At 71.8% G+C, this 17,747-nt stretch carries 2 protein-coding genes; both read right to left on the reverse strand.

The features are described from left to right. The coding region (locus tag AB0K34_RS14750) for a type I polyketide synthase (protein WP_364548716.1) at positions 1-2,220 on the reverse strand (2,220 nt) is incomplete at its 3' end. A 19-nt stretch (positions 2,221-2,239) separates the two neighbouring features. Continuing rightward, a complete protein-coding gene (locus tag AB0K34_RS14755) occupies positions 2,240-17,737 on the reverse strand; it encodes a type I polyketide synthase (RefSeq protein WP_364548718.1) in 15,498 nt (5,165 codons plus the stop codon). Positions 17,738-17,747 lie beyond the last annotated feature (10 nt).

A 17,747-nucleotide genomic window follows, 5' to 3' on the forward strand; every position in this document is an offset into this window, starting at 1 on the left:
GGTGTAGTGGGTGATGAGTTGGTCGATGGTGTGGGGGTCGGCGGAGATGACGGTGTGGGTGGGGCTGTTGATGGCGGCGATGGTGGCGTTGGTGTTGGTGGTGGTGAGGTGTTGTTGGATGTGGTGGTGGGGGAGGGGGATGGCGGCCATGGCGCCGGTGCCGGCGAGGGTGGTGAGGGCGTGGGCGCGGGTGGTGATGATGGTGGCGGCGTCGGTGAGGGTGAGTGCTCCGGCGGTGTAGGCGGCGGCGATTTCGCCTTGGGAGTGTCCGATGACGGCGTGGGGGTGGATGCCGTGTGTTTTCCAGAGGTGGGCGAGGCTGGTGGTGATGGCGAATAGGAGGGGTTGGATGATGTGGGGTGGTTGGTGGGTGGGGTCCAGGGTGGTGAGGGTGTGGATGAGGTCGGTTCCGGTGTGGGGTTTCAGTGCTTGGTTGCAGGCGTCCATGTGTTCGGCGAACGCGGGTTCGGCGTCCAGGAGGTCGACGGCCATGCCGGGCCATTGCGACCCTTGCCCCGGAAAAATGAACACGACCTTGGGCTGACTGCTATTCGCCACACCCTGCACCACGAGCGAGCTTGGCTCTCCCCGGCGCAACGCGTCGAGCCCTTCACGGAATTCTTCGGGTCGGGAAGCGACCACTGCGGCCCTGTGCGGGAAATGCGTGCGCGTGGTCGCCAATGCGTGAGCTATCTCGGCGGGATCGGCATCGTCCGGAATGTGCTCCGCCAGACGCGCGGCCTGGTCGCGAACGGCCTGCTCGCTCTTTCCTGAAAGAACCCATGCCACGGGACGCGGCTCAGGGTTTTCCTGCCGTTCGGCAATGGCCTTTTCAGGGGCGGCTTCGAGGATGATGTGGGCGTTGGTGCCGCTGATCCCGAACGATGACACCCCGGCCCGGCGAGGCCGTCCGGTGTCGGGCCAGGCGGTGGTCTCGGTGAGGAGGGAGACCGCGCCGGATCCCCAGTCGACGTGGGGTGTTGGCTCGTCCACGTGCAGGGTCTTGGGCAGGACGCCTTCCTGCATGGCCATGACCATCTTGATGATCCCGGCGACGCCTGCGGCGGCCTGCGTGTGCCCGATGTTCGCCTTGACCGACCCCAGCCACAGCGGTGCCGCACCGTCGCGGTTCTGCCCGTAGGTGGCCAGCAGCGCTTGCGCCTCGATCGGGTCGCCGAGCGTGGTGCCCGTCCCGTGGGCCTCGACGGCGTCGATCTCGTCAGGGGTGAGGCGTGCGTCGGCCAGCGCCGCCCGGATGACGCGCTGCTGCGACGGCCCGTTCGGCGCGGTCAGCTGGCTGCTGGCCCCGTCCTGGTTGACCGCCGAGCCCCGGACGATCCCGAGGACCTGATGGCCGTTGGCCTCCGCGTCCGACAGCCGCTCCAGCACCAGCAGCCCGACGCCCTCGCCCCAGCCGACCCCGTCGGCGCCGGCGGCGAACGCCTTGCAGCGGCCGTCAGGTGAGAGGCCGCGCTGCCGGCTGAACTCGATGAACAGGCTCGGCGTCGCCATCACCGTGACGCCGCCCGCGAGGGCCAGGTCGCACTCGTCGGAGCGCAGCGCCCGGCACGCCTGGTGGACGGCCACGAGCGACGACGAGCACGCCGTGTCGATGCTGACGGCGGGCCCCTCGAAGCCGAACGTGTACGCGACCCGTCCGGACGCGACGCTGTAGGAGCTCCCCGTGCCGATGAACCCCTCGAACTCCGCGGGGACCCGTTCGATCATCCGTCCCGCGTAGTCGCCGTACATGATGCCGCTGAACACGCCGGTCCGGCTGCCGCGCAGGCCGTCCGGGACGATACCGGCCCCTTCGACGGCCTCCCAGGCGGTCTCCAGGAGGAGTCGTTGTTGGGGGTCGATGGCGAGTGCTTCGCGGGGGCTGATGCCGAAGAAGGCGGGGTCGAAGTGGTCGGCGTTGTGGAGGAATCCGCCGTGGCGGGTGTAGGTGGTGCCGGTGTGGTCGGGGTCGGGGTTGTAGAGGTGGTCGGTGTTCCAGCCGCGTCGGGTGGGGAAGTCGGTGATGGCGTCGGTGCCGTCGGCGACCAGCCGCCACAGGTCCTCGGGTGTGGTGACGCCGCCGGGGTAGCGGCACGCCATCCCCACGATCGCGACCGGCTCCCGCGACGCCTCGGAGAGGCGCTGGTTCTGCTTGCGCAGCCGCTCGTTCTCCAGCAGGGACGCGCGCAGCGCCTCGACGAGTTTCTCTTCAGCAGGCATCAGGAATCCCCGGTGTGCGTCACGTGTCGGTGTTGGCCAGCGCGATCTCGATCAGGTCGGCCGCGCCGGCCTCCGCGATGGCCTTCGCCTGGTCGGCGCCGGCGCCGGCGTCCGCCGGTTCCGCAGCGGTCGCGGTCGCGGTGAGCCCGGCCAGCCGCGTCAGCACCTCCATCAGCCCGGCCTCGCGGAGCCGCTCCAGCGGGATCGCGGCGATCGCGCGGCGCAGCTCTTCGTCCTGCGCGGCGCCGTCCCCGCCGGCGACCCCCAGCTCGCCGTGCAGGTAGCGGGCCAGCGCCAGCGGCGTCGGGTAGTCGAAGGCGACGGTGGGCGGCAGCCGCAGGCCCGTCGCGGCGTTGAGCCGGTTGCGGAACTCCACGGCGGTGAGGGAGTCGAAGCCGAGGTCGAGCAGGCCCCGCTCCGCCTCCACCTCGCCGGGGTCGGCGTACCCGAGCACCGTGCTGATCTGCTCGCGCAGGAACTCCAGCAGCATCCGCTCCTGCTCGGCGCCGTCCCGGCCGGTCAGCCGCCGGACCAGCGTGTCCCGCGCCACCGCGCCCCGGCGGGCCGGCTCGCGGACCAGGCCGCGCAGCGGGGGCGGCAGCATCCCCGCCGCCGCCACCGCGCGCAGCGCGGCCGTGTCGAGCCTGGCCGGGACGAGCAGTGCCCGGTCCTTCGTCTGGAGCGCCATGTCGAGCAGGGCGAGCCCTTCCTCGCTGGAGAGCGGAGTGAGTCCGCTGCGGGTGAGTCGTGCGTGATCGGCTTCGTTAAGAGCCTGCGTGATCCCGCTTGAGTCCTCCCAAAGGCCCCACGCGAGGGAGATGGCGGGAAGCCCTTGCGTACGGCGGTGGTGGGCGAGGGCGTCGAGGTAGGTGTTGGCGGCGGCGTAGTTGCCCTGCCCCGGGTTGCCGAAGGTTCCGGCGGCGGAGGAATAGAGGACGAAGGCCGACAGGTCGCGGTTCTGGGTGAGGTCGTGGAGGTTCCAGGCGGCGTCGACCTTGGGGCGCAGGACGGTGTTGAGGCGCTCTGGCGTGAGGTTGGCGATGGTTGCGTCGTCGATGGCGCCGGCGGTGTGGATGACGGCCGTCAGGTCGGGGATGGTGTCGAGGACGTCGGCCAGGGCGGCGCGATCGGTCAGGTCGCAGGCGGTGACGGTGACGTCCGCGCCGAGGTCGGTGAGTTCGGTGGCGAGTTCGTTCGCGCCGGGTGCGTCTGGGCCTTGGCGGCTGACGAGCACGAGTTTCTGGACGCCGTGGTGGGTGATGAGGTGGCGGGTGGCGAGGGCGCCGAGGGTGCCGGTGCCGCCGGTGACCAGGACCGTGCCGTCCGCGTCCAGCGTGACCGCGTCGTCCGCGCCGGGCGCGGACGCGCGACCCAGCCTCGGGACGTAAAGGCGCCCGTCCCGGACGGCCACCTGCGGCTCCCCGGACGCGGCGACCGCCCGGACCAGTTCCGGTGCGAGGTCGTCGGGGGCGTCGATCAGGACCAGCCGTTCCGGAGCCTCTCCCTGGGCCGACCTGACCAGGCCCCAGACGGCTGCGCCCGGCAGGTCGGTGACGTCCTCCCGAGAGCCGATCGCGACGGCGCCCCTGGTCACGACCGCGAGGCGTCCCGTGGCGTCCCCGGCCAGGAACTCCCGCACCTGCTCCAGCGTGTCCGCGACGGCGGTGTGGACGGCCGCCACCGGGTCGGCGCCTTCGGGCGTCCGGTAAGCGAACACGGCCGGCTCTGGCTCGCTCGCGTCTGCGGTCGCGGCGGTGGCGAGCGGCGTCCAGCCGAGCTCGAACAGGGCTCCGGTGGGCGCGAGTTGCTCGGACCGGACGGCGCGGACGGTGAGCGACTCGGCCGTCAGCACCGGCGCCCCGGACGCATCGGTCAGCTCAAGGGACACGGTGTCGTCGCCGGTCCGGGACAGCCGCGCCAGCAACGTCGTCGTGGTGGGCGCGGCGTAGAAGGCGACGCCCTGCCAGGCGAACGGCAGCCGTGCCCCGCCCTCGTCGCTCAGGAGCGCGATTCCGTGCAGCGCCGCGTCGAGCAGCGCCGGGTGGACGCCGAACGCGCCGCCCTCCAACTCGTCGGGAAGCCCGATCTCGGCGATGACGGCGCCTTCGTCCCGCCACGCTTTCTGGAGGCCCTGGAAGGCAGGGCCGTAGACCATCCCTGCGTCGGCGAAGCGCTCGTAGATGTCGTCGACGTCCACACGGGCGGCCTCCTTGGCGCACGGCGCCGTGGGTGCCTCCCGGGGCTCGTCCGCGGTGGGCGCGAGCACACCGTCGGCGTGGCGCGTCCAGTCGCCGTTCTCGGTGCGCGACTGGACCGTGATCGTCCGATGCCCGTGCTCGTCCTCTGCCCCGATGGCGACCTGGAGTTGGGTGCCGTGGTCTTGGTGGAGGGGGAGCGGGGTGTGGAGGGTGAGGTCGTGGACGTGGGGCGTGCCGGTGGTGTTCGCGGCGTGGAGGACGAGGTCGAGGAACGCGGTGCCCGGAACGAGTGTGTGGTCCTGGATGGTGTGGTCCCCGAGCCAGGGGTGTTCCTGGGTGGTGATGCGCCCGGTGAAAAGGTGCCCGCCGTCGGGGAGCGCGGTCTGCGCGTGGAGGAAGGGGTGGTCGGCGGTGTCGAGCCCGGCCGCTGCGATGTCGGTGCCCTGTGCGGGGTTGAGCCAGTAGGGCTGGTGCTGGAACGGGTAGGTGGGCAGGTCGGTGGGTGTGCCGTTGAGGACGGTGTCCCAGTTGGGTGAGTGGCCGTGGGTGTGGAGTTCGGCTAGTGCTGTCAGGGCTGCGTGGACTTCGTCGCTGTTGGGCTTTTGTGCGGCGGTGTAGGTGGGTTCGGGGTTTGTGAGGTTGGTGTTCTGGGTGAGTGTGGTGAGGGTGTCGTCGGGTCCGATTTCGAGGTAGTGGGTGATTTGGTGCTGGTGGACGGTCGTGATCGCGTGGTGGTAGTCGACGGTGTTGCGGATGTGGTTGGTCCAGTAGTCGGGTGTGGTGATGTCTCCGGGGTTGGTCGTGGTGATCGGAATTTGCGGCTGGTGGTAGGTGATCTGCTCGGCGGCTTCCCGGAATTCCTCCAGGATCGGGTTCATTAGTGGTGAGTGGAAGGCGTGGCTGACGTTGAGGGTTTTGGTTTTGCGGCCTTGGTCGGTGAAGTGTGCGGCGACGGTGTGGGCTTGGTCGTGGTCGCCGGAGATGACCAGGGAGTGTGGGGTGTTGATGGCGGCGATGCTGAGCTGGTCGGTGAGGTGCGGCTGGAGTTCTTGGGCGGTGGCTTGGACGGCGATCATGGCGCCGGTGGTGGGGAGTTGCTGCATGAGCCGGCCGCGTACGGTGACTAGGTGGGCGGCGTCGGGGAGGGTGAGGGTGCCGGCGATGTGGGCGGCGGTGATTTCGCCGATGGAGTGTCCGGCGAGGTGGTCGGGCCGTAGGCCCCAGTGCTCGTAGAGCCGGTACAGGGCGGTCTCGAACGCGAACAGGGCGGGTTGGGCGTTCCCGGTCTGGTGCAGGTCGGGGCTGTCGCTGAACATCAGCTCTTTCAGGCCATCGGGAAGGTACTGTATGGCCTCATCGAGAGCGTCCGCGAAGACGGGGAATGCCTCGTAGAGTTCGCGGCCCATGCCGGGACGTTGGCTCCCCTGTCCGGTGAACAGAACCGCGAGTTTTCCAGGCTGGATGCGGGTGGGAGTCAGTTTGGTGAGCCCGGAGAGGAGTTCGTCGCGGGAGCGTCCGACCACGGCGGCACGGTATTCGAAATGCACCCGAGTCTTCGCCAGTGAATAGGCGATGTCGCCAATATTCGCTTCAGGGTGTGCGTGGACGTGTTCGGTGAGGCGGGCGGCCTGGTCGCGGACGGCCTGTTCGGTCTTGCCCGACAGCACCCAAGGCACGATCACCGGCTCGGACGCGTCCTCCGGCTTTTCAGCCTCCTCGGCGGCCTCCAGGATGATGTGGGCGTTCGTCCCGCTGATCCCGAACGACGAGATCCCGGCGCGGCGCGGGTGGTCGGTCTCCGGCCAGGACGTGTTCTCGGTCAGCAGTTCCACGGCTCCGGCCGACCAGTCGACCTGCGGCGACGGTTCGTCCGCGTGCAGGGTCTTGGGCAGGACGCCCTCCTGCATGGCCATGACCATCTTGATGATCCCGGCGACGCCTGCGGCGGCCTGGGTGTGGCCGATGTTCGACTTGATCGAGCCGAGCCGCAGGGGCCGGTCGTCCGGCCGGTCCTGCCCGTAGGTGGCCAGCAGCGCTTGCGCCTCGATCGGGTCGCCGAGTGTGGTGCCCGTCCCGTGGGCTTCGATGGCGTCCACGTCGGCAGGAGTGAGCCGAGCGTTCGCCAGGGCGGCGCGGATGACGCGCTGCTGGGACGGCCCGTTCGGTGCGGTGAGCCCGTTGCTGGCGCCGTCCTGGTTGATCGCACTTCCGCGCACCACCGCCAACACACGATGTCCGTTGCGCCGGGCGTCCGACAGCCGCTCCACCAGCAGCATGCCCACGCCCTCGCCCCAGCCGACGCCGTCTGCGCCGGCGGCGAAGGACTTGCAGCGGCCGTCCGGTGAGAGGCCGCGCTGCCGGCTGAACTCCAGGAAGGTGGCCGGGGTCGCCATGACGGTGACGCCGCCCGCGAGCGCCATGTCGCACTCGCCGTTCCGCAGCGCCTGCGCGGCCAGGTGCAGGGCGACCAGGGAGGACGAGCAGGCGGTGTCCACGGTCATCGCCGGGCCCTCGAAGCCGAACGTGTAAGCGACTCGCCCGGACGCGACGCTGTACGCGCTGCCCGTCCCGATGTAGCCCTCGAATCCGTCCGGGGCGCGCTGGATCAACCGGGTGCCGTAGTCCCCGTACATGACGCCCGCGAAGACGCCCGTCCGGGAGCCGCGCAGCGTTCCCGGGTCGATTCCGGCGCGTTCCAGCGTCTCCCAGGCGGTCTCTAGGAGGAGTCGTTGTTGGGGGTCGATGGCGAGTGCTTCGCGGGGGCTGATGCCGAAGAAGGCGGGGTCGAAGTGGTCGGCGTTGTGGAGGAATCCGCCGTGGCGGGTGTAGGTGGTGCCGGTGTGGTCGGGGTCGGGGTTGTAGAGGTGGTCGGTGTTCCAGCCGCGTTGGGTGGGGAAGTCGGTGATGGCGTCGGTGCCGTCGGCGACCAGTCGCCACAGGTCCTCGGGTGTGGTGACATCGCCGGGGTAGCGGCAGGCCATCCCCACGATGGCGATCGGTTCGTCGGGTGCCGCCGTCCCAACGGTGGTCACGGGGGCGCTTCGGTCCGCGCCGGTTTGGAGGAGTTCGTCGCGCAGGTGGGCGGCGAGTGCGGTGGCGGTGGGGTGGTCGAAGGCGAGGGTGGGGGGCAGGCGGAGTCCGGTGGCGGCGTTGAGCCGGTTGCGCAGCTCGACGGTGGTGAGGGAGTCGAACCCGAAGTCCTTGAAGGCACGGTCGGGGTCGATGGTGTCGGATGTGGAGTGGCTGAGGACGGCGGCGGTCTGGGCGCGGACCAGGTCGAGGAGCAGCGCGTGCTGCTCGTCGTCCGCCAACCCCGCCAGCCGCCGGATCAGCGACGCGGTGGCCGCGCCCGAAACGCGGGTCTTCGCCCGCACCAGTCCGCTGAACAGTGCGGGAAGAGATCCGGCCGTCGCCTGGGCTCGCAGGGCGCCGAGGTCCAGGCGGGCGGGCACCAGGGCTGGACGGTCCGGCAGGGCCAGAGCGGTGTCGAGCAGCGCTAGCCCCTGCTCGGCCGTGAGCGGGACCATCCCGGCACGGTTGATCCTGGCCTTGCCGGCGTCGTCGAGCGTCTCGGTGAGCCCGCCGACCTGTTCCCACAGACCCCACGCGAGTGAGGCGGCGGGGAGCCCCGCCTGGTGGCGGTGGTGGGCGAGGGCGTCGAGGTAGGTGTTGGCGGCCGCGTAGTTGGCTTGCCCCGGGTTGCCGGTGACCCCGGCGGCCGAGGAGTACAGCACGAACGCCGACAGGTCGCGGTCTTGGGTGAGTTCGTGCAGGTTCCAGGCGGCGTCCACCTTCGGGCGCAGCACCGCGTCCAGGCGTTCGGGCGTCAGGTTGGGGATGGTGGCGTCGTCGATGACGCCTGCGGTGTGGATGACGGCGGTCAGATCCGGGACGTTCTCCAGCAGGCGCGCCAGGGCGGTGCGGTCGGTCAGGTCGCAGGCGGCAATCGTGACGTCCGCGCCCAACTGGGTGAGTTCGGCGGCGACTTCGTCGGTGCCGGGTGCGTCCGGGCCTCGGCGGCTGACGAGCAGCAGCTTCCGGACGCCGTGCCGGGTGACGAGGTGACGGGCGGCGAGGGCGCCGAGGGTGCCGGTGCCTCCGGTGACCAGGACGGTGCCGTCCGCGTCCAGCGTGACCGCGTCGTCCGCACCGGGTGCGGTACGGCTCAGGCGCGGGACGAGCAGGTCGCCGCCGCGGATCGCGACGCGCGGTTCCCCGGTGGCGACGACCGCCGCGATGTCGACGTCGCCGGCCTCGGCGTCGGTGTCGATGAGCAGGAACCGGTCGGGGTTCTCGTTCTGCGCGGCCCCGACGAGTCCCCACAGCGGCGCTCCCGCCAGGTCGCGCATTGCGTCACCGGTCCCGGTGGACACCGCGCCTCGGGTGACGACCGCGAGGCGCGCGGTGCCGAACCGGTCGTCCGCCAGGAACCGCTGCAGAACGGCCAGCACCCACTGCGCGCCGGAGTGGGCGTCCGCCACCGGATCGGCGTCGGCGGGCGAGGCGCAGTCCAGCACCAGCACGTCGGGGACGTCGGTGATGTCCTCCAAGTCCCCGTCCAGCGGTGCCCAATTGACGGGGGCGGTCTCGTCGGACGCTGCGGCCGACCAAGTGAGCTCGTACATCGGCTCGGACCGCCGGGCATGCGTCTCGCGGGTCAGCAGCGTCCCGACGGACAGCAGCGCGGCACCGGAGTCATCGGTCAGCTCCAGCGAGATCCCGTCCTCAGCGGACGCGGACGCAGGGGTGATCCGTGCCCGCAGCCGAGTGGTCGCGGGCGCGTGCACGGTGATGTCGCGCCAGGCGAACGGCAGCCGCACCGCCCCGCCCGGTTCGATGCCGGAGAGCACGCCCGGATGCAGGACGGCGTCGAGCAGCGCCGGGTGCACCGTGAAACCGGCGACGGGCGTGTCCTCGGGGAGCCGCACCTCGACGTAGGAGGTGTCGCCGTCCCGCCACGCGGCCTGGACGTTCTGGAAGAGCGGACCGTACGCGTAGCCGTGCGCGGCGAGCCGCTCGTAGAGGTCTTCGACCGCGACGGGTTCGGCGCCCGGAGGCGGCCAGGAACCCGCGCCGGCGGGCGGCGGCTCGGCCGTGCCGTCGACGCCGAGGGTGCCGGAGGCCAGCGTCGTCCAGGGGCGTTCGGGGTCGTCTGACTCGTCGAGCCGCGAGTGGACGGTGAGCGCGCGCAGCCCGCCTTCGTCCGGTTCCGCCACGGTGACGCGGAGTTGGAGGGCGCCGCGTTCGGGCAGGACGAGCGGCGCGTGCAGGGTGAGCTCGTCGATCCGGGACGCGCCGACCCGCGCGGCGGCGTGCGCTGCCAGGTCGAGGAACGCCGTCCCGGGCAGCAGCACGACGTCGTTGACCGCGTGGTCGGCCAGCCATGGATGCGTCGCGAGCGAGAGCCGCCCGGAGAGCACCGTGCCCGCCCCGTCCGGTAGATCGACGGCCGCGCCGAGGAAGGGATGACCGGTCGCGTCCAGGCCCAGGTTTCCGGCGGTGCCCGCACCGCTGCCCCGCGCCACCCAGAAGCGTTCGCGCTGGAACGCGTACGGGGGAAGGTCCACGCGGCGTGCGCTGGTGCCGTCGAACAGCCGCGTCCAGTCCGGGGAGAGGCCGAGCGTGTGGAGCCGCGCCACGGCCGTCAGCACGGTCTCCGGCTCGGGGCGGCCGGACCGCAGCGTGGGGATCGCGGGAGGCGCGACGTCCGGGAGGCACTCCTCCGTGAGCGGGCTCAGCACCGCGTCGGGGCCGATCTCCAGGTAGACGGTGGCGCCGTCCTCGTGGAGGGTCCGCACGCCGTCGCCGAACCGGACGGCGCGCCGGATGTGCTCGGTCCAGTAGCCGGGCGAGCGGAGCTCGTCCGGCGTCGCGGTGCGGCCGGTGAGCGTGGAGACGAGGGGGATGCGGGGCGGCTCGACCGTCAGCGACGCGGCGACCTCGCGGAACGCCGCGAGGATCGGGTCCATCCGGGGCGAGTGGAACGCGTGGCTGACCCGCAGCCGGCGGGTCTTGCGGCCCTGCTCCGCGAGCTGTTCGGCGACGCGCCGCACGGCGTCCTCGTCGCCGGACACCACGACGGACTGCGGACCGTTGACGGCGGCGATGTCCACCCGATCCCGGATGCCGTCGCCCAGCCCGTCCAGGACCGCCCGCACGGCCTCCTCCGAAGCGCGGACGGACACCATGGCGCCGCCCTCCGGAAGCTCCTGCATGAGCCGCCCGCGCGCAGCGACCAGCCGGGACGCTTCGGCGAGCGGCAGCACCCCGGCGGCGTGCGCGGCGGCGATCTCCCCGATGGAGTGCCCGGCCAGCCGGTCCGGGCGCAGGCCCCACGACTCCAGCAGCCGGTAGAGCGCGACCTCCAGGGCGAACAGCGCGGGCTGGGTGTAGCGGGTCTGGTGGATCAGCTCCGTCTCGGGCGTCCCGTCGGCGGCGAACACCACCGCCGCGAGGGGCTGCTCCAGGTGCGCGTCGAGGTGCCCGCAGACCTCGTCGAAGGCCCGCGCGAACACCGGGAACGCCTCGTACAGTTCCCGGCCCATGCCCGGCCGCTGGCTGCCCTGCCCGGTGAACAGGAAGGCGACCCGGTGCTCGCCGGAGACATCGGCCCCCGCGAGGCCGGAGCCGGGACGTCCCTCCGCCAGCGCCGCCACCGCGGCCAGCAGTTCCTTGCGGCTCCGGCCGACGGCGGCGGCCCGGTGGTCGAAGGCGGTGCGGGAGACGGCCAGGGAGTGACCGACGTCGGCGGGACGGAGCGCGGGGTCGGCGGCGACGAACTCGTGCAGCCGCCGCGCCTGCGCGCGCAGCGCCTCCCCGGACCTGGCGGAGATCGGCCAGATCACCGGCACGGCGGTCTCGTCCGGTGCGTCTTCCGTCTTCGCCGGGCGGGCGGGGGCCTGCTCGATGATGACGTGAGCGTTGGTGCCGCTCACGCCGAACGACGAGACCCCGGCGCGGCGCGGATGCCCGTAGTCCGGCCACGGTCGCGCCTCGGTGAGCAGGGAGACCGCCCCCGCGTCCCACTCGACGTACGGGGAGGGCTCCTCGGCGTGCAGCGTCTTCGGCAGCGTCCCGTGCCGCATCGCCAGCACCATCTTCATGACCCCGCCGATTCCGGCGGCGGCCACCGCGTGCCCGATGTTGGACTTGATCGAGCCCAGCCACACGGGCCGGTCCCCGGACCGCTTCCCGTACGTGGCGAGGAGCGCCTGCGCCTCGATCGGGTCGCCGAGGGACGTGCCGGTGCCGTGCGCCTCCACGGCGTCCACGTCGTCGGTCCCCAGCCCGGCGTCGGCGAGCGCGGCGCGGATGACGCGCTGCTGCGACGGCCCGTTGGGCGCGGTGAGCCCGTTGCTGGCGCCGTCCTGGTTGATCGCGGTGCCGCGCACCAGCGCCAGGACGGGCAGGCCGTCGCGGCGCGCCACCGACAGCGGCGCGAGGACGAGCGTGCCCGCGCCCTCGCTCCACGCGACGCCGTCGGCGGCCGCGGAGAACGACTTGCTGCGGCCGTCCGGGGCCAGCCCCCGCAGCCGGCTGAACTCCTGGAACATGCCCGGCGAGGACTGGATCGTCGACCCGCCGACCAGGGCGATCGGGCATTCGCCGGAGCGCAGCGAACGCACGGCCAGATGCAGCGCCACCAGGGAGGACGAGCAGGCCGTGTCCACGCTGAACGTCGGCCCCTCCAGGCCGAGCGTGTAGGCGATGCGCCCGGACGCGACGCTCGGCGAGTTCCCGGTCAGCAGGTACCCCTCGACGTCCTCCGGACCGAGGTGGCCGAGCGCGAGGTACTCCTGCGCGGAGATCCCGATGAAGACGCCGGTGCGGCTGCCGCGCAGGCCGTCCGGGGCGATCCCGGCCCGCTCCAGCGCCTCCCAGGACGTCTCCAGCAGCAGCCGCTGCTGCGGCTCGATCGCCAGCGCCTCGCGCGGGCTGATCCCGAAGAAGGCGGCGTCGAACCGGTCCGCGTCGTGCACGAACCCGCCGTGCGTCGTGTACGTCTTGCCCGGCGCGTCCGGGTCCGGGTCGTACAGCGCGTCGACGTCCCAGCCCCGGTTGCCGGGGAACGCCGAGATCGCGTCCCGGCCCTCGGCGAGCAGCTCCCAGAGTGCCTCGGGTGAGTCCGCGCCGCCGGGGAACCGGCAGGCCATGCCCACGATCGCGATCGGCTCGTCGGCGGCGGGCGCGGCGCGGAGGCGGCCCGGACGGGCCGTCTCCTCCGGTTCCGGCTCGGGGTCGGCGCCCGTGATCTCGGTGACCAGGTACTCGGCCAGCGCGGCGGGCGTCGGATAGTCGAACAGCGCCGTCGCGGGCAGCCGCAGCCCCGCGGCGGCCTTGAGCTGATTGCGGAGCTCGACGGCGGTGAGGGAGTCGAAGCCGAGGTTCTGGAACGCCTCGCCGGGCGCGACCGCGTCCGGCGAGTCATGGCCGAGGGCGCGCGCGGCGTGCGCGCGGACCAGATCCAGCAGGACCCGGGTGCGCTCCGCCTCGTCCTTCCCGGCCAGCTCCCGCCGCAGCCCGGACGCGTCCGCGCCGCCCCCCGGCGCGGCGGCCCGCCGGACGGGCGTCCGCACCAGGTCGCCGTAGATCCGCGCGAGCCGCCCGGCGCGCGCCTGCCGCTGCAGCGCGGCGGTGTTGAGCTGCGCTGGGACGAGCGTGGGCTGGTCGGCGGCGAGCGCGGCGTCGAGAAGGGAGAGACCTTGCCGGGTGGTGAGGGGAGTGAGGGCGGTGCGGTTGGCGTCGATCTGCTGGGTGAGGGCGCTGGCCTGTTGCCAGAGTCCCCAGGCGAGGGAGGTGGCGGGGAGTCCTTGTGCGTGGCGGTGGTGGGCGAGGGCGTCGAGGTAGGTGTTGGCGGCGGCGTAGTTGGCTTGTCCTGGGTTGCCGAGGGTTCCGGCGGCGGAGGAGTAGAGGACGAAGGCCGACAGGTCGCGGTCTTGGGTGAGTTCGTGCAGGTTCCAGGCGGCGTCGACCTTGGGGCGCAGGACGGAGTCGAGCTGTTCGGGGGTGAGGTTGAGGATGGTGGCGTCGTCGATGATGCCTGCGGTGTGGATGACGGCGGTCAGGTCGGGGATGGTGTCGAGGACGTCGGCCAGAGCGGTGCGGTCGGCCAGGTCGCAGGCGGTGATGGTGACGTCGGCGCCGAGGTCGGTGAGTTCCTTCGCGCCGGGGGCGTCCGGGCCTCGGCGGCTGACGAGCACCAGTTTCTGGACACCGTGGTGGGTGATGAGGTGGCGGGCGGCGAGTGCGCCGAGGGTGCCTGTGCCGCCGGTGATCAGGACAGTGCCGTCGGTGTCCAGGGTGGAGGGGTGGTCGTCGGCCGGGGGCTGCGCACGGACCAGTCGCGGGACGTAGACACGTCCGTCCCGGACGGCCAGCTGCGGCTCTTCCGCCAGCAGAGCGGGGGAGACGCGCACTTCGCCGGGCTCGCCCCCGGCGTGGTCGATCAGGAGCAGCCGGTCGGGGTTCTCGTTCTGCGCCACCCGGACCAGGCCCCAGATCGTCGCGGCGGCCAGGTCGCGGAGCGGGTCGTCCGCGCCGATCGCGACGGCGCCGCGCGTGACGACCGCGAGCCGGCCGGTCGAGTCCTCGTCCGCGAGGAACTCCTGGACGCGTGCCAAGACGTGCCGGGCGGCGGCGTGGGCGGCCTCGACGGGAGCGACGCCGTCAGGCGACTCCCACGACAGCACCTCCAGATCGGGAACCTCGTCCAGGCTGACGAGGTCGGCGTCATCGGCTTCGACCGGCTTCCAGGCCGCGACATGAAGGGGGAGGCTCCCGCCGCTGAGCTGCGCCGGGTCGGCCTGCCTCGTCACAAGGGACTCCACCGTCAGCACCGGCGCGCCCGCGGTGTCGACGATCTCCAGCGACATGGTGTCGGCGTCCACGACGCGGACACGGGCGCGCAATCGGCTGCCACCGCGCGCGTGCAGCGTCACTCCGCTCCAGGAGAACGGCACCCCGAGCCGCACGTTCGGGTCCTGCCGGAACTTCTCCGCGATGAAGGACTGGAGAGCGGCGTCCAAAAGCCCGGGATGCACACCGAACGATCCTGCGCCGGTGCCTTCGGGCAGCTCCAGCTCGCTGTAGATCGTGTCGCCGTCCAGCCAGGCCGACTTCAAGCCGAGGAACAGCGGTCCGTAGCCGAACCCCATCGCGGCCAGCCCGTGCTGCATCTCCTCGACGTCCAGCGGCGTCGCCTCGGCGGACGGCGGCCACGGCACGGACGCGACCGGCGCGGGCTCGCCGGAGCCCAGCGTCCCGGTGGCGTGCCGGGTCCATTCGGTGTCGGGCAGTGCGTCGGCCGGCCGGGAGTGCAGCGTCACGGAACGGCGCCCCGACGCGTCCGCGACCGACACGGCCAGCCGCAGATGCAGCGCACCCCGCTCGGGAACCGCGAGGAAGGCGTGGTGGGTCAGCTCCTCGATGTGCCCGCCGCCGGTCTCCTCCGCGGCGCGCAGCAGGAGATCGACGTACGCGGCGCCGGGGACGACGGCCACACCGTTGATGAGGTGCTCGGAAAGCCACGGGTGCGTGGCCGTGGACAGCCGTCCGGTGAAGACGTGCCCTTCCTCATCGGCCAACTCGATCGCGGCGTCGAGGAGCGGATGGTCGACGTCGCTCTGCCCCAGCTCACCCGGACTGACCGCGACCGTGGAGTTGAGCCAGTAGGGCTGGTGCTGGAAGGGGTAGGTGGGCAGGTCGGTGGGTGTGCCGTTGAGGACGGTGTCCCAGTTGGGTGAGTGGCCGTGGGTGTGGAGTTCGGCTAGCGCTGTCAGGGCTGCGTGGACTTCGTCGCTCTTGGGCTTTTGCGCGGCGGTGGTGGTGGGTTCGGGGTCGATGAGGCCGGTGTTCTGGGTGAGTGTGGTGAGGGTGTTGTCGGGCCCGATCTCTAGGTAATGGACGATGTGGTGTTGCTGGTGGAGGGTTGAGACGGCGTGGTGGTAGTCGACGGTGTTGCGGATGTGGTTGGTCCAGTAGTCGGGTGTGGTGATGTCTCCGGGATTAGTGGTGGTGATCGGAATCTGCGGTGCGTGATAAGTGATTTGCTCAGCGGCCTCCCGGAATTGTTCCAGGATCGGTTCCATGAGGGGTGAGTGGAAGGCGTGGCTGACGTTGAGGGTTTTGGTTTTGCGGCCTTGGTCGGTGAAGTGTGCGGCGACGGTGTGGGCTTGGTCGTGGTCGCCGGAGATGACCAGGGAGTGTGGGGTGTTGATGGCGGCGATGCTGAGCTGGTCGGTGAGGTGTGGCTGGAGTTCTTGGGCGGTGGCTTGGATGGCGATCATGGCGCCGGTGGCGGGGAGTTGCTGCATGAGGTGGCCGCGTACGGTGACTAGGTGGGCGGCGTCGGGGAGGGTGAGGGTGCCGGCGATGTGGGCGGCGGTGATTTCGCCGATGGAGTGTCCGGCGAGGTGGTCGGGCCGCAGGCCCCAGTGCTCGTAGAGCCGGTACAGGGCGGTCTCGAACGCGAAGAGAGCGGGTTGGGCGTTCCCGGTCTGGTGCAGGTCGGGGCTGTCGCTGAACATCAGCTCTTTCAGGCCATCGGGCAGGTACTGCATGGCCTCATCGAGAGCGTCCGTGAAGACGGGGAAGCTCTCGTAGAGTTCGCGTCCCATGCCGGGACGTTGGCTCCCCTGGCCCGTGAACAGCACCGCGATTTTCCCGCTGCGGGCCTGCTGCACGGTAATCTCGGAAAGCCCCGCGAGCATTTCCTCACGCGTGCGTCCGATGACGGCAGCACGATGATCGAAATGTGCCCGGGTCGTCGCCAGTGAATAGGCGACATCACCGATATTCGCTTCGGGGTGCCGGTTCAGGTGTTCGGTGAGGCGGATGGCCTGGTCGTGCACGGCCTGCTCGGTCTTGCCCGACAGCACCCAGGGCACGATCACCGGCTCAGGTGCGTCCACCGGCTCCTCGGCCTCCCCGTCGGCGGCCTCCAGGATGATGTGGGCGTTGGTGCCGCTGATCCCGAAGGACGACACTCCGGCGCGGCGGGGGCGTCCGGTGTCGGGCCAAGGCGTGGTCTCCGACAGCAGTTCCACGGCTCCGGCCGACCAGTCGACCTGCGGTGACGGTTCGTCCGCGTGCAGGGTCTTGGGCAGGACGCCCTCCTGCATGGCCATGACCATCTTGATGATCCCGGCGACCCCGGCCGCCGCTTGCGCGTGCCCGATGTTCGACTTGATCGACCCGAGCCACAAAGGTGCAGCGCCGTCCCGGCCCTGCCCGTAGGTGGCCAGCAGGGCTTGGGCCTCGATCGGGTCGCCGAGCCGGGTGCCCGTGCCGTGCGCCTCGACCGCGTCCACCCCTTCCGGGGGTAGTTCGGCGTTGGCGAGGGCTTGGCGGATGACCTGTTCCTGGGCGGGGCCGTTGGGGGCGGTGAGCCCGTTGCTGGCGCCGTCCTGGTTGATCGCGCTGCCGCGCACCACCGCCAACACGCGGTGCCCGTTCCGGACCGCGTCCGACAGTCGCTCCAGCACGAACATGCCCGCGCCTTCGGCCCAGGCCGTTCCGTCGGCGCCGGCGGCGAAGGACTTGCAGCGGCCGTCCGGTGAGAGGCCGCGCTGACGGCTGAACTCCAGGAAGATCCCGGGGCTCGGCATCACCGTGGCGCCGCCCGCCAGCGCCATGTCGCACTCACCATGGCGGAGCGACTGGCAAGCCAGGTGCAGGGCGACCAGCGAGGACGAGCAGGCGGTGTCCACCGTGACGGCCGGGCCCTCGAAGCCGAACGTGTAGGCGACCCGCCCCGACGCGACGCTCGCCGCGATGCCGGTCAGGACGTACCCCTCCGCCTCCTCCGGCGCCGGGTACCGCAGGGACGCGTACTCCTGCGCGGCGACGCCCGTGAACACGCCGGTGCCGCTGCCGCGCAGCGCCGACGGGTCGATGCCGCCGCGTTCGAGCGCCTCCCAGGACGTCTCCAGCAGCAGCCGCTGCTGCGGGTCCATCGCCAGGGCCTCGCGCGGGCTGATGCCGAAGAACCCCGCGTCGAAGCGGTCGGCGTCGTGGAGGAAGCCGCCGTGCCGGACGTAGGTCTTCCCCGGCGCGTCCGGGTCGGGGTCGTAGAGGTCGTCCACCGCCCAGCCGCGGTTGCGCGGGAACGCGGTGACCGCGTCGCGCTCCTCGGCGACGAGCCGCCACAGCGCCTCGGGGGAGTCCGCGCCGCCGGGGAAGCGGCAGGCCATCCCGACGATCGCGACCGGCTCGGGCCGCCGGTCCTGCTCCAGTTCCTTGAGCCGCCGGCGCGCCTGTGCGAGGTCGGCGGTCACCCGCTTCAGGTAGTCGCGCAGCTTCTCTTCGTTGGCAGTCGCCATCGAGCCCGCC

This window comes from Actinomadura sp. NPDC049382, assembly GCF_040677125.1.
GTDB lineage: Bacteria > Actinomycetota > Actinomycetes > Streptosporangiales > Streptosporangiaceae > Spirillospora > Spirillospora geliboluensis.

What these genes read in the sequence shown, in the direction of transcription:
- AB0K34_RS14755 (WP_364548718.1), bottom strand. Translation starts at nt 17,737, where the DNA reads ATGGCGACTGCCAACGAAGAGAAGCTGCGCGACTACCTGAAGCGGGTG.